The following is a 23,221-nucleotide window of genomic DNA, read 5'->3' as shown; positions in this document are numbered from 1 at the left end:
TATGTACCGTGTTATCGCTCCGGAAACACCGGAACAATTTGCCACTTATTACGACTTGCGTTGGCGCGTATTGCGCGAACCTTTTCAACGACCGCGTGGCTCTGAACAAGACGAATACGATCAAGTGGGCTACCACCGCATGGTCGTCAATAGCGCTGGTCAAGCGGTTGCCGTAGGGCGGTTGCATTTTAACAGTCCCGACGAAGGGCAGATTCGATTTATGGCATCCGCGCCGGAGCACCGTGGTGAAGGTCACGGCGTTGCCATTGTTTATGAACTCGAGAAAGTCGCACGCGCGGAAGGCGCCAAGCACATAGTGATTAATTCTCGTGATAACACCTTAGGTTTTTACATTAAGTGTGGCTACGAGGTGGTAGAAGAAGGTGATACGGTCAAGAACCCGCAAGCAGAGCACCAACTGCGTAAAACGTTGACTGAATACAACCGCATTATTTATCGTCCAGACTGGTGCCAAGAGTTACAAACCACCTGGCATAGCGAAATTCCAATTTCAGAAACCATGGGCATTCGTATTACGCAATATACAGGGCGCGAATTTGAGACCACCGCAACGCTGTCACGTAACATTAATGTGCATGGCACCATGTTTGCCGGCAGTATTTATTCGTTGGCAACCTTGACGTGCTGGGGGTTGTTGCATTTACAATTGCGCGAACGACAGCTGCACGGCGCAGTGGTGTTAGCCGATGGCCAAATTCATTACCACAAACCCGTTAGCCGAGAGCCACGTGCGATTGCACGGTTGTCAGCAATGACCGGTGATTTATCGGCGTTAACGCTTGGTAAAAATGCACGGGCTACTTTAAAGTCACAGGTATTTGATGGCGATAAACCCGTCGCGGAATTTACAGGTCAGTTTGTCGTGCTAGCTAATAACGAAAAATAAGAAGGACGTTAACATGAGTGATAATTTATCCGCCCAGCAGTTGTTACGTATTCGGAGTAAACTTGAAACCGTGGTGAATGAGCAACCGGGAACGCGCCAAGCACAAAGCGCTGATGCTGCATTACAACGCATGCGTAGCGGCGAATATGGTTATTGTGTTGAGTGTGGCGAGGAAATTTCGGCTGCGCGTTTAGCCGCAAAGCCTGACGTCGCTTTATGTGTCGACTGCCAGGTTTTGAAAGATGAAGAAGAGGACGCTTAAGCGTCCTCGAGTACTGCTCCTTCCTGCACTAAATCGTGCAATTTGCCTTGTTCAATCAATGTCGCAATCGCGGCAATATCTGGCGCAAAATAACGATCTTGATCGTAAAAGCTAACTTGTGCACGTACACGGGCGTGAGCTTCTTCTACCGCCGCAGCAGCTTTTAACGGACGACGGAAATCTAAGCCTTGCGCCGCCTCTAACAACTCAATCGCTACAATATCCCGGATGTTGCGCGCGATGTCAGTTAATCGACGCGCAGCAAACGTTGCCATTGATACATGGTCTTCTTGGTTGGCCGAGGTGGGCAAACTATCAACCGAGGCTGGATGTGCTAGCGTTTTATTCTCAGACGCTAAAGCTGCGGCTGTCACTTGTGCCAACATAAAGCCAGAATTCACCCCACCATCGTTCACCAAAAATGGTGGCAAATTACTGAGGTGGTGGTCAATTAACAAGGCACTACGTCGCTCAGAAAGCGCACCGATTTCACTCGCCGCAATGGCAAGAATATCGGCTGCCATAGCAACTGGTTCAGCGTGGAAATTACCGCCTGAAATAATGTCGCCGTTGTCACTAAATACCAACGGGTTATCGGTGACACCATTGGCTTCACGCACCAAAATTTGACTGGCGTGTTGCAATTGGTCAAACACGGCGCCCATCACTTGTGGCTGACAACGCAAGGAATAAGGGTCTTGTACTTTTTCGCAATCCACATGAGCGGTAGCAATTTCAGAGCTATCACCCAATAATTGGCGGAAGCTTTGCGCAACAGCAATTTGCCCTGGCTGACCACGCACGGCGTGAATACGCGCATCAAACGGTGAGCGTGAACCCATCGCCGCTTCTACCGCCATAGCTCCGGTAACCAGTGCGGCATTGAATACGCGTTCAATTTGGAACAAGCCATGCAATGCTAGCGCGGTTGAGGCTTGGGTACCATTTAACAAGGCCAAACCTTCTTTTGGCGCTAATGCGTTGAGCGGCTTCAGGCCGGCTTTCGCCATACCTTCAACGGCTGGATAAATTTTGCCTTCTACGCGAACTTGGCCTTCACCAAGTAACGGCAACACGAGATGCGCGAGTGGTGCTAAATCGCCGGACGCACCAACCGAGCCTTTGCTCGGCACACACGGGTAGACTTGGTTGTTGAGCAAATCTATTAAAGCATCAATCACTTCACGGCGTACACCTGAGAAGCCGCGACTGAGCGAATTGATTTTCAGCAGCAGCATTAAGCGCACCACGGTATCGTCCATGAGCTCTTGTGTGCCGGCTGCGTGTGACAGCACAATGCGACGCTGCAAGTCTTCCAGTTTTTCTGGTGGAATGCGCGTATTCGCCAACAAACCAAAGCCGGTATTAATGCCATATACCACTTTGCCTTTAGCGAGCACGTCAGCAACCGTCTTGTGCGAGCGGGCAATCACGGCATCGGCTTCAGCATGTAATGCCAACTGTTGCGGCTCCTGCCACCAATGGCGCAACTGTGACAGGCTTAAGGTGCCAGGTTGCAATTCAAATACATCGTTCATTTATTTGCCCTCCAGCATCGGTAAGTCTAACCCTTGGTCACGTGCGCAATCTTTGGCAATGTCATAGCCTGCATCGGCATGGCGCATTACGCCGGTACCTGGGTCATTCCACAGCACACGGCTCAAGCGTTTATCCGCCGCATCGGAACCATCGGCCACAATGACCACACCTGAATGTTGCGAGTAGCCCATACCAACCCCACCACCGTGGTGGAGGCTCACCCATGTAGCGCCGCCCGCGGTGTTTAAAAGAGCATTCAACAATGGCCAGTCTGAAACCGCATCTGAACCATCAAGCATGCTTTCTGTTTCGCGGTTCGGGCTAGCGACTGAGCCTGAATCGAGGTGATCACGACCAATCACAATCGGCGCTTTCAGTTCGCCATTTTTGACCATGTCATTGAATGCTCGTGCGATACGTGCGCGATCTTTGAGGCCAATCCAACAAATACGTGCTGGCAAGCCTTGGAAGCTAATACGCTCACGCGCCATGTCTAACCAATTGTGCAGGTGCGGATCATCTGGAATGAGTTCTTTTACCTTGGCATCGGTTTTGTAGATGTCTTCTGGGTCGCCTGACAATGCCACCCAACGGAATGGTCCAATACCTTGGCAGAATAGTGGGCGAATATAGGCGGGCACGAATCCGGGGAAGTCAAAAGCGTGATCGACACCCACATCTTTCGCCATTTGGCGGATGTTGTTGCCGTAATCTAAAGTTGCCGCGCCACGCTCTTGTAGCGTTAACATGGCGCGCACTTGCACTGCCATCGACTGCTTCGCGGCGGTAACGGTGCCGGCTGGGTCACTTTCTTGGCGCTCCAAATAGTCTGCTAATGTCCACCCTTGTGGCAAGTAGCCATGCAGAGGATCGTGCGCAGATGTTTGGTCAGTTACTACGTCAGGCGTGATATTGCGCTCAACCAACTCGGCAAAAACATCGGCTGCGTTACCTAATAAGCCCACAGAAATAGCACGGCCATCGTGGCGCGCTTGCTCAATCAATTCGAGTGCTTCATCTAGCGAGGTCGCTTTATGATCGAGGTAACGTGTACGCAATCGAAAATCAATACGCGTTTCATCCACGTCCACCGCTAACATGCAATAACCAGCCATGGTCGCCGCCAATGGCTGCGCACCGCCCATACCGCCGAGACCACCGGTGAGAATCCAACGGCCGCTGGTATTCCCATCAAAATGCTGGCGAGCGACTGATACAAAGGTTTCATAAGTGCCTTGGACAATGCCTTGCGAGCCAATGTAAATCCATGATCCGGCGGTCATTTGGCCGTACATCATTAAGCCCTTTTTATCGAGCTCGTTAAAATGTTCCCAGTTGGCCCACTCTGGTACTAAATTCGAGTTGGCAATGAGCACTCGCGGCGCATCTTCATGAGTTGGGAATACACCAACCGGCTTACCCGATTGCACTAACAAGGTTTCCGTTGGCTTTAACCGTTCCAGTACTTCTACAATTTTGTCGAACGCTTCCCAGCTGCGTGCAGCGCGACCAATACCGCCATACACCACCAATGCTTGTGGGTGTTCCGCCACCTCGTCATCAAGGTTGTTCATCAACATGCGTTTAGCTGCTTCAATCTGCCAGTTTGCTGTGGTTAACTCTGAACCTCGGTCAGCGCGAATCTTTCGACTTTTATCTAAGCGAGTAAAACTCATCTGTTTATCCTTTTTCTTTACCTGCGTTTAAGCTTTAAACGTTAAATGGCCACCCAACACAAAACGCGATCCTGGGTGCGTCAATACGGCATATGTCACCACACCAGCGTCGCTCCAGGTGCGACGCACAATGCGCAAACACGGCTCTGGCTTCGTTAATTCAAGCCATTCGCAAACATGAGCGTTCGGTGTCACTGCTTCAATCTGATGACTCGCTTCGGTCAGCGGTGCAACAGCACTTAAATATTCATGCGGCGTGATCTGGCGGAAATCTTGCTTCAAATAATCCTTCACAACAGCTGGGTTCACGTAGCGCTCTTCAACTTGCACCGGTAACCCGTTCTCTAAATGGGTAATGACAGAGAAAAATACCGGTGTTTCAGGCGTAATTTGAAGTTGTTCGGCTACCTGTAAACTGGCCGGCACTTGCTTGAGAACGTGCACATGCGCCTCATAAGCGTGTTGGCGTGCACGAATCTCATCAGCAATGTTACGAATGGCCATAAACGATGTTTGCGACTTCAACGGCGCAACATAAGTGCCCGAACCTTTCGAGCGAATCACTAAGCCCTCATCGGCAAGCTCTTGCAGAGCCCGACGTGCGGTCATACGACTCACTTTAAACTGAGTTGCAAGTGCGTTTTCGGAACTCACCGGATGGTTTTCCGGCCATTCACCTGAGGCAATCTTGCTGTAAATATGCTGTTTAATTTTTGAAAATTTCACGAACGTTCTACCTATGTGGCTACCGCTTTGGCTACCTTTAACAGCAACCATGATGAAATCATTCAGACTGATGTTAGAGTGTGATAGAGTGTAGTCATGTTTAATTGTATATACAAGTTGTCGGTGGGAGATTTTTTATGACAGCAATCATGCAGTGCCTCGAAAATGTTCGGCTTGCTACCATGACAGGCGAGGGCTACGGCCTGATTGATGACGGTGTGATTATCTTTGATCATGAACGAATTCACTTCGCTGGTCGGCGCAGTGACGCGCCAACGGTCGCCGCCGAAACAATCAACGGCAACGGCGGGTTAGTCACGCCTGGGCTCATCGACTGCCATACTCACTTGGTTTGGGCCGGTTCGCGTGCCGATGAGTTTGCTAAACGTCTGCATGGCGCGAGCTACGCGGACATTGCCGCGCAAGGTGGCGGTATCGCAGCAACCGTGCGAGCAACACGTGCGGCATCAGAGCAAGACTTAGTTGCGGTGACAATGCCTCGGCTTGAAGCGTTGTTGCGCGAAGGGGTGACGACAGTTGAAATTAAATCGGGCTATGGTTTGAGCCTCGAAGACGAGCGCAAACAGCTTCGCGCGGCGCGCAAACTGGCTGAGTTGTTGCCAGTATCGGTTCAAACGACGTTATTGGCGGCGCATGCGGTTCCGCCTGAGTACAAAGACCACGCTGATGCCTATATTGATTTGGTGGTTGAATCGATTATTCCGACACTTGCGGCCGAAGGCTTAGCAGACGCCGTGGATGCATTTTGTGAGTCGGTTGGTTTTTCTACGGCGCAAACCGAGCGTGTATTTCAGGCTGCTCAAACTGCTGGTTTGCCCATAAAATTACACGCTGAGCAATTAAGCAATCAACACGGAAGTGCACTTGCAGCGCGTTACCAAGCATTGTCCTGTGACCATCTCGAATACTTAGATGAAGCCGGTGTTGAAGCCATGGCAAAGGCCGGTACCGTTGCTGTGCTGCTGCCGGGCGCGTTTTATTTCCTACGAGAAACCAAACTACCGCCACTGCAATTACTGCGCGATTACCAGGTACCAATTGCCGTGTCGACGGACGCCAACCCCGGCACATCGCCTATTTTGAGTGTGCAACTTATGCTGCAGATGGCCGCAACGTTGTTCCGGATGACGCCTGAAGAGTGTCTACGTGGCGTTACTGTGAACGCCGCTAAGGCTTTAGGTTTGACCGACCGCGGTCAACTGGTTGCAGGTATGCGTGCTGATTTATGTTTATGGCATGTGGATGATCCAGCTGCGCTCACTTATCAGTTTGGTACCAATCCGTTAAGCGCCTGCTGGTTTCAAGGTTCGCGCCGCTGAAAGCCGTGCAAGTAAGCAAGCACCAACTCACTTAGTAACTGTGCACAGGCCATATCACCTGCTTCGCGCCCCGCCGGGTGCAAGCTTGGTGCCGCTTCAGCTAAATGCAGGTAACGCGTGCGCGGTAAACTTGCCAAGGTTTCCACGAGACTATAGCCGTGCGCCACGCTCAAGCCATTGAAGTTAATCGCGCTTGCTGGCACTCCCTGTAATGCATCGACGTCAATTTCAATACCAAGCGGCACATGCCAAGCCTCTGCTTGTGCGGCAATGGCGCTCAGTTCAGTTGACCAATCATGGGTATATAACTCGTGCACACTGCGGTAGGTAAATTCAGCATCCGCGAGTTGCTTCAAACTCTCCGCGTTATTCTTGCCTTCGTGTAGCCCAACCACGTGGTAGTGCTTCAGCGCCCCCGCCATATAAGCATAGCTAAACCCATTACCACTGTGGCGGCCTTCACGCGCGCGAAAATCAGCGTGCGGATCAAGATTTACTGCACCAACACTTTCTTCTGAGGCTTGCTGCAATGAAGTGAGCAGTGGGTAGGCATTGTTGTGCCCCCCACCAATAAGTATCACGTCAAAGCCGGCTTCAAATAACGGCACAATAACTTGCTGAACACGTTGATCAAGACGCTCACAAAGCTCGCGTAATTGCGCTAATTCGCCGGCCTCCGTGTTGCGCAACGCATCGGCTTGCTGTTGTAAGTCAGCGCATTGTAGCTGCCCGACAATCAGCAACTCATGGTCGGCAATCATTGGGTTCGATTGCAACGCCAATAAGCCCTTGAGCGCCGCCGCGAAAGCATGTTCCGAGCCGCCACGACCTAAATTAGCGCGTGGCCCAATTGATTCGGGCACCCCAACAAGAGCAATGCGTTGCCCTCGCTCCCATGCTTGGTGTAACGCATGATGGTAGGTATCGATGGTATCGATTTCAGGTAAGCAATGAAGTGTTTGACCGAGGCGGATTTCGCCGCTACGTGGGGAAAACCACGCAGCGGGATCAATCGAAGTTAAAAACATAGTGGCTTATTCAACTCACTCAATATCAAGCGGTTCTGGTGAAATAATAATGCCTGTGCTATCGGCGTATAAATGGTCTTCAGGTAAGAAAGTAACGCCGCCAAAATTCACCGCCACATCGACTTCACCAACACCGTCGTTTGCGGCTCCAACCGGCATCGAAGCGATAGCCATAACGCCCATATCAAGTTCGTCTAATGCGTCAACATCACGAACTGCACCATAACAAATGATGCCTTCCCAGTCGTTTTCAAACGCTAAGTCGGCCACAGCAATATCGACTAGTGCGCGGCGTGTCGAACCGCCACCATCAATGAGTAGCACTTTCCCAGTACCAGGCTGCTGCACCACCTCTTCAATAATGCCCTTGTCTTCGAAGCACTTCACGGTGACCAACTGGCCGCCGAACGACACCCGACCGCCGTAGTGAATGAACATCGGTTCAACCACATCGACTAGATCTGGGTATAAATCGCAAAGTTCTGACGTGTTGTATTCCATTGCCGTACCCCGTTCACTGTGACTTAACGTCTTGAATGTTAAAGCACAGTATAGCCGCTTCTGCCCGAGTGCAAAAGCGGCGCGGGTCAAGCAATTACAAAATAAACCGGCTTAGGTCTTCATCTTGCGCTAACTCGCCGAGGTAACGGTCAACATAAGCGGCATCAATTTCAATGCTTTGCCCATGTAAGTCACTGGCTTTGAACGATATTTCTTCCATCAATCGCTCTAGCACAGTGTGTAATCGACGCGCACCAATGTTTTCAGTCGTTTCGTTCACTTGAAACGCTGTTTCAGCAATGCGGCGAATACCGTCCTGAGTAAACTCTACATTCACACCTTCGGTTGCCATCAGCGCTTTGTATTGTGTGGTTAGCGATGCATTCGGCTCCGTCAAGATTCGAACAAAATCGGCACTCGTTAACGCTTGTAGCTCAACACGAATTGGCAGACGACCTTGCAATTCAGGAATTAGATCCGACGGTTTGGACATTTGGAATGCCCCCGATGCGATGAACAGAATATGATCGGTTTTCACCATGCCATGTTTGGTCGAAACAGTCGTGCCTTCCACTAATGGCAATAAGTCACGCTGCACGCCTTCTCGTGAAACATCTGGGCCAGACACGTCGCCGCGCTTACAGATTTTGTCAATTTCATCCAAGAACACAATGCCGTTTTGCTCAACGGCCGTTAGCGCCTGCTCTTTAATATCTTCAGGGTTCAGCATCTTCGCCGCTTCTTCTTCAATTAGCTGCTTAAATGCATCTTTGATCTTCATTTTCTTCGGCTTCGATTTGCCGCCACCCATGTTCTGGAACATGCTTTGCAGCTGCGACGTCATTTCTTCCATGCCTGGCGGTGCCATAATCTCAACGCCCATTTGCGGCGCGCTGATTTCAATTTCAATTTCTTTTTCGTCGAGCTGGCCTTCACGCAGTTTTTTACGAAACGTCTGACGCGTATTCGATTGCTCGCGCGGCTCTTCTTGTTCGTCGGCCCAACCAGTTTTCTTCGCGGGCGGTAATAACGCGTCCAAAATGCGTTCTTCCGCAGCATCTTCGGCACGATGACGCACTTTTTGCATCATTTGCTCACGTGTCTGCTTCACCGCCGTATCGGTAAGATCACGAATAATCGACTCAATTTCCTTACCAACATAACCAACTTCGGTGAACTTCGTTGCTTCCACCTTAATAAATGGCGCATTGGCTAGCTTCGCCAGACGGCGTGCAATTTCAGTCTTACCCACCCCTGTCGGTCCAATCATTAATATATTTTTCGGCGTTACTTCTTGACGTAATTCATCGTCTAACTGCATACGACGCCAACGATTACGCAGTGCAACAGCGACCGCTTTTTTGGCGTTGTCTTGACCAACAATGTGACGATTCAGCTCATCAACAATTTCGCGTGGGGTCATATCAGACATTGCTTACCGACTCCTGTTCTTCAATGGTTTGGAAACTGTTGGTGAAGACACATATGTCGCCTGCAATCGTCAGGGCTTTCTCAACAATCTCACGTGCGCTTAAATCTGTATTTTCGAGTAACGCAGTTGCCGCCGCTTGGGCGTATGGGCCGCCAGAGCCAATGGCGATTAGGTCATTTTCTGGCTGCACAACGTCACCGTTACCGGTAATGATTAAGGATGTATGCTTATCGGCCACCGCTAATAACGCTTCTAAACGGCGCAAGGCTCGGTCGGTACGCCAATCTTTGGCGAGTTCCACTGCTGCGCGCATCAAGTTGCCTTGATGGGCTTCCAATTTTTTCTCAAAGCGTTCAAACAGGGTGAAGGCATCGGCGGTACCGCCTGCGAAACCGGCGAGTACTTGGTTGTTGTACAAGCGGCGCACTTTGCGAGCGTTGCCCTTCATTACGGTATTGCCAAGTGAAACTTGACCATCGCCACCGATGACAACTTTGTCACCGCGACGGACAGATACGATAGTAGTCACAAATACGTCCTCTTAGTTGCTATGAACCAGTTATGAGGTCGTATTTGTGATTTTCAATAGGTAGGGATTAATTCCAGTTCCAAATTTGGCAACCGCGAATATTAGCTCGTTGTAATTTGTGACGATCTGTCTCGGCGGCACGTCGACCATTGTAGGGGCCAAGAATCACTCGGTGCCAGACACCATTACTTCCGTCAGTTGTGCGAATTTGTGCTTCCAAACCAATCATCGCTATCATCGCACGTAGCTCTTCAGCATCACTGATGTTGCGGAATGAACCACATTGCATGAGTTTCGGCGGGCCGATCTCGCGCTCTGGTACATCCACAATCACTTCTTGGTTTTCCAATTCTTCAATGTACTGCCAACGCTCTTCTGGTTTTTCTGGCAGTGGCTCGGCCACCGGCTGCGATTGTGGCTCCGGCACATCAATTGGCACTTGTTGCTGTGGCGTTTGCTCTGACTTGCCCGAGATACTTACCAATAACCACACAAACCCACTTACCAAAACAATGGCGAGCAAAACCACCCACCACGACACTGCCGGTTTTTTGGCAGCTTTCTTGGTAGTCTTCGGTGGGGTACGTTTGGCCGGACGCTTACGGTTCGCGTAATCCATAATTACATCTTCTCAAGCGTCGGAATACCGAGCAATTCGAGACCCTGACGTAGGGTTTTAGCGGTCAATGCCGCAAGTTTCAAACGACTTTGACGCACACTAGCATCCTCTGTTTGAAGAATTGGGCAAGCCTCATAAAAACTTGAGAAAGCCCCTGCAACGTCATAGAGATAGCCACATAAAAAGTGCGGCATGGCTTTGTCAGCAACACTGTGAACCACTTCGTTGAATCGCACCAAGGTATTGGCTAGGTTAATTTCACGTTCGTCGTTGAGAACGAATGGCGCATCAATTTGCTCTGGATTGACACCCGCTTTGCTGAATACACTGTTCACACGCGTGTACGCATACAACAAGTATGGTGCGGTGTTTCCTTCAAAGCTCAACATGGTGTCCCAGTCAAAAATGTAATCGCTGGTACGGTTTTTCGATAAGTCGGCATATTTTACCGAGCTGATCCCAACAACTTTTGCCACGTGTGCTTGCTCGGCTTCGCTTAACGCACCGTTTTTCTGTTGTACTAATTCAAGTGCACGCTTTTCGGCTTCATCAAGCAAATCCGCAAGCTTGGTCACGCCACCGTCACGACTTTTATAAGGACGCCCGTCTTTGCCCATGACCGTACCGAAACCGTAGTGGTCCATTTGCAGATCTTCGCGGGCAAAGCCAGCCTTACGCGCTAAGGTAAAAATTTGCTGGAAGTGCAGCCCTTGGCGCTGATCAACGAAATACATCAAGTGATCGCCTTTAAGCACGTTCTGACGATAACGTACCGCTGCTAAATCGGTGGTCGCATATAAGTAACCGCCACCCGATTTTTGTACGATGACCGGCAGCGATTCACCATCTTTGTTTTTGAATTCATCAAGGAACACGCACTGCGCGCCCTGGTCTTCAACTAACAAGCCTTGTGCACGGAGGTCTTCGACGACTTGTGCTAAGTCATCGTTATAGGCACTTTCCGCCATCACGTCAGCGCGAGTTAGCTTCACACCCAAACGGTCATACACTTCCTGACAGTGGCTGAGTGACACATCAATAAACTGTTGCCATAGCGCGCGGCACTTTGGCTCACCCGACTGTAGGGCTACGACTAATTCACGCGCACGTTTGGCAAATTCTTCACTTTCATCAAAACGCTTTTTCGCCGCTTTGTAGAAGGTTTCGAGGTTGCTAAGCTCCATACCGAGTTCGTCGTTATCGAGCTCTTCCATATGCGCCAGCAACATCCCAAATTGGGTACCCCAGTCACCCACATGGTTCTGGCGAATAACTTTGTGACCGAGCAACTCTTCGACACGAGCGACTGCATCACCAATAATGGCCGAACGCAAATGCCCCACGTGCATTTCTTTGGCGAGGTTTGGCGATGAGTAATCAATCACCACGGTTTTGGTTTCAGCAGCAGGCTCAATACCCACGTTGACATCGCTGTATGCGCGCTCCAATTGATCTAATAGTTGCTGCTGGCTAATGGTAAAGTTAATAAAGCCCGGCCCCGCAATATCACACTGCGCGAGCAATTGATTCTCAGGAATAGCCGCAATAATCGCTTCGGCCAACGCGCGCGGATTCATTTGCGCAGGTTTCGCCAACATCATCGCTAAGTTGGTAGCAAAATCCCCATGACTTTTGTCGCGCGGACGATCCAACTGAATGCGTGGCTGCACGTCGGCCGGCAAAGTACCTTGTTGTTGTAGGGTCGCCACGGCGGCGCCAAGGAGGGATTCCAACTGTTCTTTCATGAATAAAAAACCTTAAAAACGTTAGTCGTTATTGGTTACTCGTTACTAGTTGTTGGTCATCCGTGTTTGGCTTTAACGAATAACTAATAACGATTAACGAATAACGATGAGCGAAGCGAACAAGGCAGTTATTTTATCTGCTTTTGCGCACTAACTGAAGTCTTGTGGGTCGATGTCGAGCGACCAACGCACTTTTCGTAACTGCGGCAATTTTTCTAGTTGCGGCAAAACATAGCGCAACAGCTGAGCCCGCATGGCGCGCTGCTGCGTTTGAATCAATAATTGATAACGATAGCGGCCGGCACGACGCTCCATGACGGCAGGAATAGGCCCCAACACAATCACATCATCGCGTTGCGGAAACAGTGTTGCGATAGCTTCGAGTGCGGCGATAACGGCATCGGCATTGTTGGCTTCAGCGCGGAACAATGCGTGTTGGCTAAATGGCGGTAAATGGGTGAGTTGTCGCTCGCGCAAGGCGCTCTGAGCAAAGTGTCCGTAACCGTTGTTGATTAAATCTTGGATTAATTCGTGTTCTGGGTGATGAGTTTGCAGCACCACAGTTCCCGGTTTGCTAGCACGACCGGCGCGCCCTGCCACTTGGGTAAACATTTGCCCAAGGCGTTCAGCGGCACGAAAATCTGCGCTATATAACGCGCCATCAACATCGAGTAAGGCGGCTAAGGTGACATCGGGAAAGTGGTGTCCTTTCGCGAGCATTTGGGTGCCAACTAAAATCGGATACTTGTTGTCGTGCGCATCTTGCAAGTGTTGTTGCAGGCTGCCTTTTTTCCGTGTGCTATCGCGATCAATGCGTAGAACTGGGTAGTCTGGAAACTGCTCTTGCAGTAGCTGTTCGAGTTGCTCGGTACCAACACCACGACCAATGAGCTGGGTTGAGCCACAGTCATGACACTGCCGTGGTATCGGTTGTTGCGCACCACAATGGTGGCACTGCAACTGTTTGCTCCCTTGATGCACGGTGTAATACGCATCACATCGACGACACTGCGCCAACCATCCGCACTCATGACAAAGTAACGCTGGTGCAAAACCACGGCGGTTTAAAAATAGCAGGACTTGCTGACCGGCATCCAAGTGTTCGCGCATTAAGCCAAGTAGGGGTTGTGACAAACCGGCTTTTAATGGCAGGTTTTTGATATCCATCACGACGTGACGCGCGGGCTTAGCCTGACCAGCTCGGCGACTTAACTGCAAGTGTGCATAACGCTTGTTCAGCGCATTATTGAGTGTTTCAAACGATGGCGTCGCCGAGCCAAGAATTACCGGCACTTGCTCTTCATGGCCGCGCATCACGGCAAGATCACGCGCATGATAGCGAAAACCGTCTTGCTGCTTTAATGAGGCATCATGCTCTTCATCAACAATGATCATGCCAAGTGCTTTGCACGGCGTAAATATGGCTGAGCGTGTGCCAATAATAATTGCCGCGCTGCCAGCACGGGCATCCAACCATGCATCTAAGCGCTCTCTGTCCGTGAGTGCTGAGTGGAGCATCACAATCGGCACGTCAAAGCGTTGCTGGAAGCGTTTTAGAGTTTGCGGTGTTAGACCAATTTCGGGCACCAGCATGAGAACTTGCTGACCGCGGCGTAAGACATCGGCCATAGCCTGCAAATACACTTCGGTTTTACCGCTACCGGTAACCCCTTCAAGCAAATAAGTTTGGTGCTGTTTCGCGGCACCAATTGCGGCAACAGCTAGCGCTTGCTCAGGATTCAACTGTAACGGTTCAGCGGCAATTTTAAGCGACCACGACTGCACTGCTGCCGGAATGTGTTCAACGGCTTCTACCCAGCCTTTGTCTTGTAGCGCTTTCAGTGCTGATGGCGAGAACTCCTGCATGCGAATGTCACGACTTAACAGCGGCTGTTGTTGTAGCGCTGCGAGTAAGCGTTGTTGCTGCACCGCTCGCTTCAAGTCATTCGGCGATATCTGCGCACCTTGCTCCGTCACTTGATATCGCGTCGTCGCTTGATAACTGGCGCGTTCACCTTGGCGCAATAACACGGGCATTGCATTTTGAATCACATCACCAAGCGGGTGGTGGTAATAATCCGCGGCCCACTCAAGCAATCGCCAAATCGGTCGCGGCCACAACGGTTCGTCATCAATCACTTCAAGCACGGCTTTGCGCTGAAAGCTATCGTCGGGCGCCGAAGCCTCACCCAAACACACACCAACCAACTCACGATTACCAAAGGGCACACGCACGCGCGCGCCGACTGCGGGCAATTGCTCGCAGTCGTAATCAAATTGTCGTGGTAGGGGTACCGGTAGCGCGGTTTGGATTATCGTCGTCATACCGCAAAGTGTAACTTGAAAGCGGAGATATTAGCTATTGGATATTAGATATTAGATAAAACACAAATACCCGCTACATCAGCTCTAGTATCTAATATCTAATATCGTCTTTGCTTTTCTAATATCTAATATCCAATAGCTAATATCGTCTTTGCTTTTCTAATATCTAATATCCAATAGCTAATATCGTCCTTTGCTTTTATTCAGTCATGTAATTCTTGGGGAGTTCGATGCGGGCGGCGCCTGACGCCACCGCCGCTTCAGCAACCGCTTTCGATACACGGGTGCGCAAACGCGGATCCAGCGGCTTCGGAATGATGTAATCAACACCGAATTCAAGTTTGTCGACGCCTGATGCTTTTAGTACGGCCTCTGGTACTGGCTCTTTTGCGAGCTGACGAATCGCTTCTACGGCGGCCAATTTCATCTCATCATTAATGGCTTTTGCACGAACATCGAGTGCCCCACGGAAAATGAATGGGAAGCAAAGCACGTTGTTCACTTGGTTCGGGTAATCTGAGCGACCGGTTGCCATAATTAGGTCGTCGCGCACGGCCAAGGCTAATTCAGGTTTAATTTCTGGGTCTGGGTTTGAGCAGGCGAATACAATTGGCTTTTCCGCCATGAGCTTTAACGCATCTGGCGACAACAAATTCGGCCCTGACACACCGACAAATACATCGGCTTCGGTGATGACCTCTTCGAGGGTACGCTTGTCGGTGTTGTTGGCAAATAACGCTTTGTATTCATTCAAATCTTCGCGACGTGTGTGAATCACACCTTTCGAGTCCAGCATATAAATGTGCTCACGCTGGGCGCCACATTTAATCAGCAATTCCATACAGGCAATAGCAGCTGCGCCAGCACCTAAACAGACGATTTGTGCTTTGCGTAAGTCTTTACCCTGAATTTCTAACGCGTTTAGCAAGCCTGCCGCTGTAACAATAGCTGTGCCATGCTGGTCATCATGGAAAATTGGCACTTCACAACGCTCAATCAGCGCTTGTTCAATTTCGAAACACTCTGGTGCTTTAATATCTTCTAGGTTCACGCCACCGAAACTGTCGGCAATATTTGCCACCGTATTGATGAAATCTTGTGTGGTACGGTGCGTGACTTCAATATCAATGGAATCAAGGCCAGCAAAGCGCTTGAATAACAGTGCTTTACCTTCCATCACTGGCTTCGAAGCCATGGGCCCTAAATTACCCAGCCCCAAAATAGCGGTACCATTGGAGATAACAGCAACCATATTACCTTTCGCTGTGTACTTGTAGACATCATCCGGATTCTCAGCAATGGCGCGCACTGGCTCGGCCACACCTGGACTATATGCCAACGCTAAATCTTTACTGGTTTCAGCTGGTTTGGTCAGCTCAATGCTGATTTTTCCTGGCGTTGGGTAGGCGTGATAATCCAAAGCTTGCTTGCGAAAATCGGTCATAAGTGCGTGTACCTGATTCGAAATAAAGAAAATAACATGTGTGAATAGTGCCATTGTAGAGCTATTCGACGCAATAAGACATCTTACCTGATACGCCGTTGCGGCCAGGCGATTAAGAATAACTTAGATAATCAGAGGAAAGTTGACGGTTGTTTAAATTGACACCATCGATTAATTCAATGGTGACGCGACCTTGCGCCGAATATGAAAATAAAAAAGGCGCCTTCTGGCGCCTTTCTCATAATTTCGAGTAGAAATGTCCAAAACTGGATTATTTCTTGCCACCCAACATGTTGAAACGCTTGTTGAATTTCTCGATACGACCGCCAGTATCCATAATACGCTGTTTACCAGTGTAGAATGGGTGACACTCTGAACATACGTCCAAGTGCAACTCGCCGCCTTTAGTTGAGTTAGTCACAAAAGAGTGACCGCAAGAGCATGATACTTTCAGCTCGGTATATTCTGGGTGAATACCTGGTTTCATGGGGTTACCTCGTTAGGCTGCATCGCCACCCGACCCGAAGTCGAGCACCACGCAAATTACAGTTTCAAAAAAGCGCTGATTTATTAATCAACGCGACAAATTAGGGCGCGAATTATAAGCGCCAAGCCCCTCAAGATCAAGAGCGCTATTAGCTATTGGATATTAGATATTAGAAAAGCAAAGACGATATTAGCTATTGGATATTAGATATTAGAGCTGATGTATCGGGTATTTGTGTGTATCTAATATCTAATATCCAATAGCTAATATCGAACTTGCTTTGTATTTTTATTCTTGTTTTGTGCATTTTTATGCAGTATTATTTAGCCATCTTTTGAGTCATTTTCTAGTGAGCGAGTTTGATTGGTGGAACAAGGTAAATCAATTCCATGCGCAGTGTTTGGGGCGAGCGGTTACAGCGGCGTTGAACTGGTGTGGCTGCTGCATAACCATCCACAATTCTCGCTTGAGTATGCTTTTTCTTCCAGCGCACGCGAAGACGCAGAGCCAATTGCTAGTTTGTATCCCCAATTAGCGGGACAGCTTGATGTTATTCTGCAACCTTGGCACTCGGATTTGCTGAGCCAATTGTCTCAGCAAGTTCGAGTGGTTTTTTTAGCGCTACCTCATGAAGCCAGTGCGGAACTTGCACCTGTTTTGGTGAACGCGGGGTTGGTGGTTTTTGATCTTTCTGGCGCATTTCGGCTTCGTGATCCTTCGATACATCAGCAGGCTTACGGTTTTGAACGCGCTGCCAATATCCCTGAAACGATTGCCTATGGTTTAGCCGAATGGACAACACTGGCTGGTACTGAGCAGCTTATTGCTGTGCCTGGCTGTTATCCGACAGTGACCAGTTTGGCGTTGAAGCCCGTCATGTCATTCATTGATGGCGTACCCTTGGTGAATGCCGTCAGTGGTGTCTCGGGGGCTGGCCGTAAAGCGGCAAGCCATACTAGTTTTTGTGAAGTAAGTTTGTCTGCCTACGGTGTTGCGACGCATCGGCACCAACCAGAAATTGCGCAAGCAATTGGTCATGATGTGATTTTTGTGCCGCACTTAGGTAATTTTAAACGCGGCATTTTGGCGACCATTTATGTCCCGCTACAACAGGGTGTTTCACAAGCGAGTGTCGATACGGCCTATGAGCAGGCCTACTCTGCTACGCCGCTGATTCGTTTGCGTCAGCAGCCACCGGCAATTCGTGATGTGGTCGGCACCGCATTCTGCGATATTCACGCGGTTGTACACCAAAATCATCTGATTATTTGTGCTGCTATCGATAACTTATTAAAAGGGGCAGCAGCGCAAGCAGTGCAGTTAGCCAATCAATATTTTGGTTGTGATAGTGCACTCGGTCTGCAGCAACGCGGCGGTGTGGTATGACATCACCTCTAGTAATTAAACTTGGCGGTCGGGTATTACAAAGCGCCAGCAACTTAGAGCGGCTGTTGACCACGGTTCAGCAGCTCGCATTATTGCGCCCTTTAGTGTTAGTTCATGGTGGCGGCGATCAAGTAGAAGCCTTGTTGTTGCAACTTGGCCACACGAGTTTGAAGGTAGACGGCCAGCGCATTACCCCGGCCGCACAGATGCCCATTGTTGCGGGGGTTTTGGCTGGCGATGTTAACTCGCAATTAGTTGCCCTTGCTCAGCAACATCAACTGAACGCCGTTGGATTAACTCTGGCTGCTGGTCAGAGCATTACTTGTGACGTGGATGCAAATCGCGGTGCTGTCGGTATTCCGAAACCCAATGACGCGACCTTGTTGCAGGTACTGCTGGATAAAAATTTCTTACCTATTCTGAGCTCAATTGGTAGCAGTGATAGCGGTGCTCGGCTCAATGTGAACGCTGATTTAGCCGCGGCTGCCGTCGCTCAATTACTACATGCTGATTTAATTCTCCTCACCGATGTGCCTGGAATTTTGGACAAAAACGGTGACCTCATTGAAACCATTCTTGCCGACCAAGCAGATGCCCTGATTGCTGATGGCACTGTGCGTGACGGTATGTTGGTCAAACTTAACGCGGCCGTGCAAGCGGCACGTGCCTCGCGACGAAGTATCGCGGTGGCCGGCTGGCAAGACGCCAAAGCGCTCACCCGATTGGCAAGGGGTGAAGCAGCCGGAACCCGCATCCGTCTCTAATTGCCACGCTATTTCGAATTTTTTAGTTGTAGGTAACAACATCCATGAATGATTTACTTGAAATGCCGGCGCTAAGCCCGCAACAAACCACTGAGTTATTGCAGTTAGCGCAAACCATTAAACAGCGTCCGACCGCGTGGTCGACTTATTTGCAGGGCAAAAGCATTGCACTGTTGTTTGAAAAGCCATCGTTGCGTACGCGTGCAAGTTTTGCCGCAGGTATTCACCGTTTAGGTGGTCACAGCATCTATTTAGATGCACAAAACTTAATTGGTGAGCGTGAACCTGCCACTGACGTTGGTGCGAATTTAGCACTTTGGCATGATGCGATTGTGGCGCGCGTTTATTCACAAAGCACATTAAGTGACCTTGCGTCAGCTTCAGATAAGCCGGTTGTAAACGCCCTTAGCGATACCTGTCACCCGTGCCAAGCATTAGCTGATTTACTCACACTACAAGAACAACTCGGTGATTTACGCCAAGTGCACCTCACTTTCATTGGCGACGGTAATAACGTTTGCCAAGCGTTAATGGCCGGTGCTGCGCGCACTGGTATGCACATGCAGGTTGTGACACCTGAAGGCTATGCGCCTGATGCGGAACTCACTGCTGCAGCACAGCAACAAGCAGCGCAAACTGGCGGCTCAATTTCAGTGTTGCACGATTTAACACAACTGCAATCCACCGATGCTATTTATACCGACACTTGGCTCTCTATGGGGCAGAGCCGCGATAACAATTCGGTGATGCATGATTTTGCACCGTACCAAGTGAACAGTGATTTAATGAAACGCCTCGGTGCGAAGTATTTTATGCACTGCTTACCAGCTTATCGTGGGCGTGAAGTCACTGCAGAAGTTATCGATAGTTCACAAAGCTTGGTTTTACAGCAAGCTGAAAACCGGTTACACGCGCAAAACGCAATCTTGGTCAAACTTTTTGAAGGAGCTCAGGCATGAGTAAGTCAGTGAATAAAGTTGTTCTCGCGTACTCAGGTGGCTTGGATACATCGGCTATTGTGCCTTGGTTGAAAGAAAATTATGACTGCGAAGTGGTCGCCTTTGTTGCCGACGTGGGCCAAGGTGATGAGGAGCTTGAAGGGGTTGAAGCGAAGGCCATTACCTCTGGTGCCAGCAGTTGTCACATTGTCGATTTAAAAGATAAGTTTGCGCGCGAAGTCATCTACCCAACCTTAAAAACTGGCGCCATTTATGAAGGCCAATATTTGCTGGGTACCGCGTTAGCTCGCCCCATTATTGCTGAAGCGCAGGTTGCGGTTGCTCGTCAAGTTGGTGCCGATGCGCTTGCCCATGGCTGCACTGGTAAAGGCAACGATCAGGTTCGGTTTGAATCGGCATTCGCGGCATTAGCACCTGAATTAACTGTTATTGCACCATGGCGAGAGTGGACCATGCGCTCACGTCCGCAGTTATTGGCTTATCTAGCAGAGCGCAATATTCCATGTAGTGCGTCGGCGACAAAGATTTACAGCCGAGATGCAAACCTTTGGCATATTTCAACCGAAGGTGGCGAACTGGAAGACCCGTGGAATGAGCCAACTGAGCAAGTGTGGACATGGACCGTTGCACCGGAGCAAGCTCCCGATAAGCCCGAGTATTTGCAACTCTCGTTTGCCCACGGTGAACTGACGCATATTAATGGTCAAGCGTTTGCGCCTGTTGATGCCATTTTGCACCTGAATCAACTTGCCGGTGCGCATGGCGTCGGGCGCCTCGATATGGTGGAGAACCGCTTGGTTGGGATGAAATCGCGTGGTTGTTATGAAACCCCAGCTGGTGAGGTACTTTACGCCGCATTGCAGGGCCTTGAGAGCCTAGTACTTGACCGCACCACACAAGATTACCGCATTCGTTTAGGTAACGAGTTCGCGCAATTGATGTATGACGGCCGTTGGTTCACGCCTTTGAAAGACGTTATGTTGGCGGCAGCAACCCAAATTGCTGAGCCGCTTAGTGGCGACATTGTGGTCAAACTCTACAAAGGCAAGGTGACAGTGACTCAGAAGCAATCGCCGAACAGTCTGTATTCAAACGCATTTGCCACCTTTGATGAAGACGAAGTCTATAATCAGAAGCATGCCGAGGGCTTTATTCGTTTGTATAGTTTGGCCAGTCGAATTCGAGCATTACATCAGCACGCCGCTGATAACACCTCGACTGCTGGCAAGGAGTAAGTCATGAGCTTATGGGGTGGACGGTTCAGTGAGCCCAGTGCCGCTGAATTCAAACAATTTAACGACTCCTTGCGGTTTGATTATGTGCTTGCACCGTTTGATTTGCAGGCGTCAAAAGCTTGGGCGGGTGCATTGCAGCAGGCTGGTTTGATTAGCACAGAAGAAAATCAGCAGTTACAGGAAGCGTTATCCGCGTTAGTTAAACAAGTAGCAAAGCAACCTGAGTTACCACTACAAAGCAATGCTGAAGATATTCACAGTTGGGTGGAAGCTCAGCTGATTGAACAAATTGGTGCGACTGCCAAGAAATTACACACCGGTCGCAGTCGCAATGATTTGGTGGCAACCGATCTGCGTTTGTTCTGCAAGCAGTTTGCGCAACATTTGGTGACGGCTAACTTAGCTGCCATTGAAAACTTGCTGAGCTTTGCGCAAACCTATCAGGATGCCATGCTGCCGGGTTATACCCACTTGCAGCGAGCACAGCCGATTGTTGCCGGGCATTGGGCAATGGCTTACGTGAGTATGCTGCAACGCGATGTCAGTCGCTTACGCGAAACTATCCGTCGGCTTGATGTGAGCCCTCTGGGCAGTGGTGCGCTGGCGGGCACAACTGCAGCGATTGATCGGGAGGCGTTAGCCCACGAATTAGGTTTCCGTTATGCCAGTGAAAACAGTCTTGATGGGGTATCCGATCGCGATTTCGTGCTGGATTTATTAAACGCCGCAAGCACCGGCATGATTCATTTATCGCGCTTAGCTGAAGACGTTATTTTCTATTGTTCAGGCGAATCGGGTTGCTTCAGCATGAGCGACAAGATCAGCAGTGGTTCATCATTGATGCCACAGAAGAAAAATCCTGATTTGTTTGAGTTGTTACGTGGCAAAACCGGTCGCGTGATGGGTCATCAGCACGCCATGCAAATTACCTTAAAAGGGCTACCGCTGGCGTACAACAAAGACATGCAAGAAGACAAAGAAGGTTTGTTTGATGCCTTGCATACCTATTTGCAGTGCTTGCAGATGCTTGCCTTTGCGATACCTGAATTAAAGGTGAACAAAGATCATGCGGCTTTGCAAGCAGCATTAGGGTATAGCAATGCAACCGAGCTAGCTGACTACCTCGTTAGTAAAGGCGTACCGTTTCGTGATGCGCACCACCTTACCGGTGAGTTAGTCGTAAAAGCCCAGCAGCAGGGGCTTGCGCTTGAGCAGCTCGCTCTCGAAGACTTTCAACACGTGTGTGAGCTCATCGACAACGACGTATATGCCACGTTAGATCTCGAGTACGGCTTGCAGCAGCGCAAAGCCATGGGTGGCACAGCGCCAAGTGCCGTGAAGGTGGCGATAAAACATGCCCAAGATTGGTTACACGCGGCCGAAGCGGCGAGCAAGCATGTACGCCAAGCGCGCTTAAGCGATGTGGATAAAATCTGTGAGCTCATTGCGTACTGGGCCGATCAAGGTGAAAACTTACCTCGTGATAAAGCGGACATTCTGCAAGCGATTCAAAGTTTTGCTGTCGCTGAAATTGACGACGAAGTTGTTGGTTGTGCGGCACTTTATGTGTATAGCACTGGCTTAGCCGAAATCCGCAGTTTGGGCCTATTCCCAAGTGCTCAAGGCAAAGGTCTCGGCGCTGAGTTAGTCGCATTTTTATTGTGGAAAGCACGAGAACTGGGCATTACACGTACGATTGTGCTCACTCGCGTACCGGAATTTTTCGGTAAGCTAAATTTCCGCCTGACGCTGAAGGAAAAGCTGCCAGAAAAAGTCATGAAAGATTGTGAACTGTGCCCGCGCAAACACAATTGTGACGAAACTGCTTTGGAATACTTGCTGTAGAAGCTTTAAGTGGCATGAAAAAGCTGCAGTCTAACGGCTGCAGCTTTTTTTATTAATCAACGTCGTCGCTCATATCTTCAGGAATCGGTAAGCCGCGACGCTCTAATTCTTCACGCACAGCTTTTGGAATTTTATTAGGATTATCTTTGCGAAGGTCGTCGTCGGTTGGTAACGGTTGGCCGGTAAACGCATGCAAGAATGCTTCGCAGAGCAATTCGCTATTGGTTGCATGACGCAGGTTCTTCACTTGGCGTCGCGTGCGCTCATCGGTGAGTACTTTGAGTACACGTGTGGGAATCGACACGGTGATTTTCTTCACGTGCTCACTTTTTTTCCCGTGTTCAACATACGGGTAAATATAATCACCGTCCCATTCCATACTACACCTCGTGTTCAATGTGTGACTAAAAGACCCTGCACAATGTGTTGAATTGTACTGGTGAAATTGGCACAGTCAACTTTATACGCATAG

At 49.8% G+C, this 23,221-nt stretch carries 21 protein-coding genes; 8 read left to right on the top strand and 13 right to left on the bottom strand.

Annotated elements, in window-relative coordinates:
- The first annotated feature begins 1 nt into the window (after position 1).
- The gene (locus tag CWI76_RS09040; protein WP_126760023.1) at positions 2 to 907 is read left to right on the top strand and encodes a bifunctional GNAT family N-acetyltransferase/hotdog fold thioesterase; all 906 of its coding nucleotides are present in this window, start codon (positions 2 to 4) and stop codon (positions 905 to 907) included.
- A 13-nt stretch (positions 908 to 920) separates the two neighbouring features.
- Positions 921 to 1,169 carry a TraR/DksA family transcriptional regulator gene (locus CWI76_RS09035; RefSeq protein ID WP_126760022.1) on the top strand — a complete coding sequence of 83 codons (249 nt, stop codon included), beginning with the start codon at positions 921 to 923 and terminating at the stop codon, positions 1,167 to 1,169.
- On the opposite strand, the gene hutH is transcribed toward CWI76_RS09035, so the two are convergent.
- The 3 genes from hutH to hutC are packed head-to-tail and all read right to left on the bottom strand — an operon-like array spanning position 1,166 to position 5,161.
- The gene (hutH, locus tag CWI76_RS09030) at positions 1,166 to 2,707 is read right to left on the bottom strand and encodes a histidine ammonia-lyase (protein ID WP_126760021.1); all 1,542 of its coding nucleotides are present in this window, start codon (positions 2,705 to 2,707) and stop codon (positions 1,166 to 1,168) included. The two genes, CWI76_RS09035 and hutH, sit on opposite strands and share 4 nt — an antisense overlap.
- Positions 2,708 to 4,384: a urocanate hydratase gene (hutU, locus tag CWI76_RS09025; RefSeq protein WP_126760020.1), complete on the bottom strand. Its 1,677-nt coding sequence runs from the start codon at positions 4,382 to 4,384 to the stop codon at positions 2,708 to 2,710.
- Positions 4,385 to 4,411: 27 nt separating this feature from the next.
- Positions 4,412 to 5,161: a histidine utilization repressor gene (gene hutC, locus CWI76_RS09020; RefSeq protein WP_126760019.1), complete on the bottom strand. Its 750-nt coding sequence runs from the start codon at positions 5,159 to 5,161 to the stop codon at positions 4,412 to 4,414.
- A 98-nt stretch (positions 5,162 to 5,259) separates the two neighbouring features.
- Here hutC and hutI point away from each other — a divergent pair, with 98 nt between their 5' ends.
- Positions 5,260 to 6,450, top strand: a complete 1,191-nt coding sequence (hutI, locus tag CWI76_RS09015) for an imidazolonepropionase (protein WP_126760217.1) — start codon at positions 5,260 to 5,262, stop codon at positions 6,448 to 6,450.
- On the opposite strand, the gene CWI76_RS09010 is transcribed toward hutI, so the two are convergent.
- The 9 genes from CWI76_RS09010 to rpmE all read right to left on the bottom strand — a co-directional run bounded on the left by CWI76_RS09010 (position 6,432) and on the right by rpmE (position 16,560).
- Positions 6,432 to 7,478, bottom strand: a complete 1,047-nt coding sequence (locus CWI76_RS09010) for an arginase family protein (protein ID WP_126760018.1) — start codon at positions 7,476 to 7,478, stop codon at positions 6,432 to 6,434. The genes hutI and CWI76_RS09010 overlap by 19 nt on opposite strands.
- Positions 7,479 to 7,493: 15 nt before the next feature.
- Positions 7,494 to 7,979 carry a ribonuclease E activity regulator RraA gene (rraA, locus tag CWI76_RS09005; RefSeq protein WP_126760017.1) on the bottom strand — a complete coding sequence of 162 codons (486 nt, stop codon included), beginning with the start codon at positions 7,977 to 7,979 and terminating at the stop codon, positions 7,494 to 7,496.
- A gap of 94 nt (positions 7,980 to 8,073) precedes the next feature.
- A complete protein-coding gene (hslU, locus tag CWI76_RS09000) occupies positions 8,074 to 9,411 on the bottom strand; it encodes an HslU--HslV peptidase ATPase subunit (RefSeq protein ID WP_126760016.1) in 1,338 nt (445 codons plus the stop codon).
- Positions 9,404 to 9,940 carry an ATP-dependent protease subunit HslV gene (gene hslV, locus CWI76_RS08995; protein ID WP_126760015.1) on the bottom strand — a complete coding sequence of 179 codons (537 nt, stop codon included), beginning with the start codon at positions 9,938 to 9,940 and terminating at the stop codon, positions 9,404 to 9,406. Before hslV ends, hslU begins: the two co-directional genes overlap by 8 nt.
- A gap of 67 nt (positions 9,941 to 10,007) precedes the next feature.
- Entirely contained in the window at positions 10,008 to 10,559 is a 552-nt protein-coding gene (locus CWI76_RS08990) for an SPOR domain-containing protein (protein ID WP_126760014.1), read from the bottom strand.
- Between the two features lie 2 nt (positions 10,560 to 10,561).
- The gene (gene argS / locus CWI76_RS08985; protein ID WP_126760013.1) at positions 10,562 to 12,304 is read right to left on the bottom strand and encodes an arginine--tRNA ligase; all 1,743 of its coding nucleotides are present in this window, start codon (positions 12,302 to 12,304) and stop codon (positions 10,562 to 10,564) included.
- 150 nt (positions 12,305 to 12,454) lie between these two features.
- Positions 12,455 to 14,629: a primosomal protein N' gene (gene priA, locus CWI76_RS08980; RefSeq protein ID WP_126760012.1), complete on the bottom strand. Its 2,175-nt coding sequence runs from the start codon at positions 14,627 to 14,629 to the stop codon at positions 12,455 to 12,457.
- Positions 14,630 to 14,828: 199 nt separating this feature from the next.
- Positions 14,829 to 16,073 carry a malic enzyme-like NAD(P)-binding protein gene (locus CWI76_RS08975; RefSeq protein ID WP_126760011.1) on the bottom strand — a complete coding sequence of 415 codons (1,245 nt, stop codon included), beginning with the start codon at positions 16,071 to 16,073 and terminating at the stop codon, positions 14,829 to 14,831.
- Positions 16,074 to 16,344: 271 nt separating this feature from the next.
- Positions 16,345 to 16,560 (bottom strand): 50S ribosomal protein L31, encoded by a 216-nt coding sequence (rpmE, locus tag CWI76_RS08970; RefSeq protein ID WP_126760010.1) that lies wholly within the window; start codon positions 16,558 to 16,560, stop codon positions 16,345 to 16,347.
- Between the two features lie 366 nt (positions 16,561 to 16,926).
- Here rpmE and argC point away from each other — a divergent pair, with 366 nt between their 5' ends.
- Genes argC through argH form a run of 5 tightly spaced genes read left to right on the top strand, consistent with a single transcriptional unit; the run spans position 16,927 to position 22,749 of the window.
- On the top strand, positions 16,927 to 17,946 hold the full coding sequence (argC, locus tag CWI76_RS08965) for an N-acetyl-gamma-glutamyl-phosphate reductase (protein ID WP_241967999.1): 1,020 nt from the start codon (positions 16,927 to 16,929) through the stop codon (positions 17,944 to 17,946).
- Positions 17,943 to 18,710 carry an acetylglutamate kinase gene (gene argB, locus CWI76_RS08960; RefSeq protein WP_126760009.1) on the top strand — a complete coding sequence of 256 codons (768 nt, stop codon included), beginning with the start codon at positions 17,943 to 17,945 and terminating at the stop codon, positions 18,708 to 18,710. The genes argC and argB overlap by 4 nt, the downstream gene beginning before the upstream one ends.
- 44 nt (positions 18,711 to 18,754) lie before the next feature.
- Positions 18,755 to 19,669 carry an ornithine carbamoyltransferase gene (argF, locus tag CWI76_RS08955; RefSeq protein ID WP_126760008.1) on the top strand — a complete coding sequence of 305 codons (915 nt, stop codon included), beginning with the start codon at positions 18,755 to 18,757 and terminating at the stop codon, positions 19,667 to 19,669.
- The gene (locus tag CWI76_RS08950) at positions 19,666 to 20,904 is read left to right on the top strand and encodes an argininosuccinate synthase (RefSeq protein WP_126760007.1); all 1,239 of its coding nucleotides are present in this window, start codon (positions 19,666 to 19,668) and stop codon (positions 20,902 to 20,904) included. Before argF ends, CWI76_RS08950 begins: the two co-directional genes overlap by 4 nt.
- A 3-nt stretch (positions 20,905 to 20,907) precedes the next feature.
- Positions 20,908 to 22,749, top strand: coding sequence for an argininosuccinate lyase (gene argH / locus CWI76_RS08945; protein WP_126760006.1), 1,842 nt, complete (start codon positions 20,908 to 20,910; stop codon positions 22,747 to 22,749).
- A gap of 52 nt (positions 22,750 to 22,801) precedes the next feature.
- On the opposite strand, the gene metJ is transcribed toward argH, so the two are convergent.
- The gene (gene metJ, locus CWI76_RS08940; protein WP_126760005.1) at positions 22,802 to 23,128 is read right to left on the bottom strand and encodes a met regulon transcriptional regulator MetJ; all 327 of its coding nucleotides are present in this window, start codon (positions 23,126 to 23,128) and stop codon (positions 22,802 to 22,804) included.
- Between the last annotated feature and the right edge of the window lie 93 nt (positions 23,129 to 23,221).

The sequence above is a fragment of the Pseudidiomarina marina genome, assembly GCF_003987045.1.
GTDB lineage: Bacteria > Pseudomonadota > Gammaproteobacteria > Enterobacterales > Alteromonadaceae > Pseudidiomarina > Pseudidiomarina marina.
Note: the sequence above shows the minus strand (reverse complement) of the source record. Positions and strands in the feature narration are given on the sequence as shown.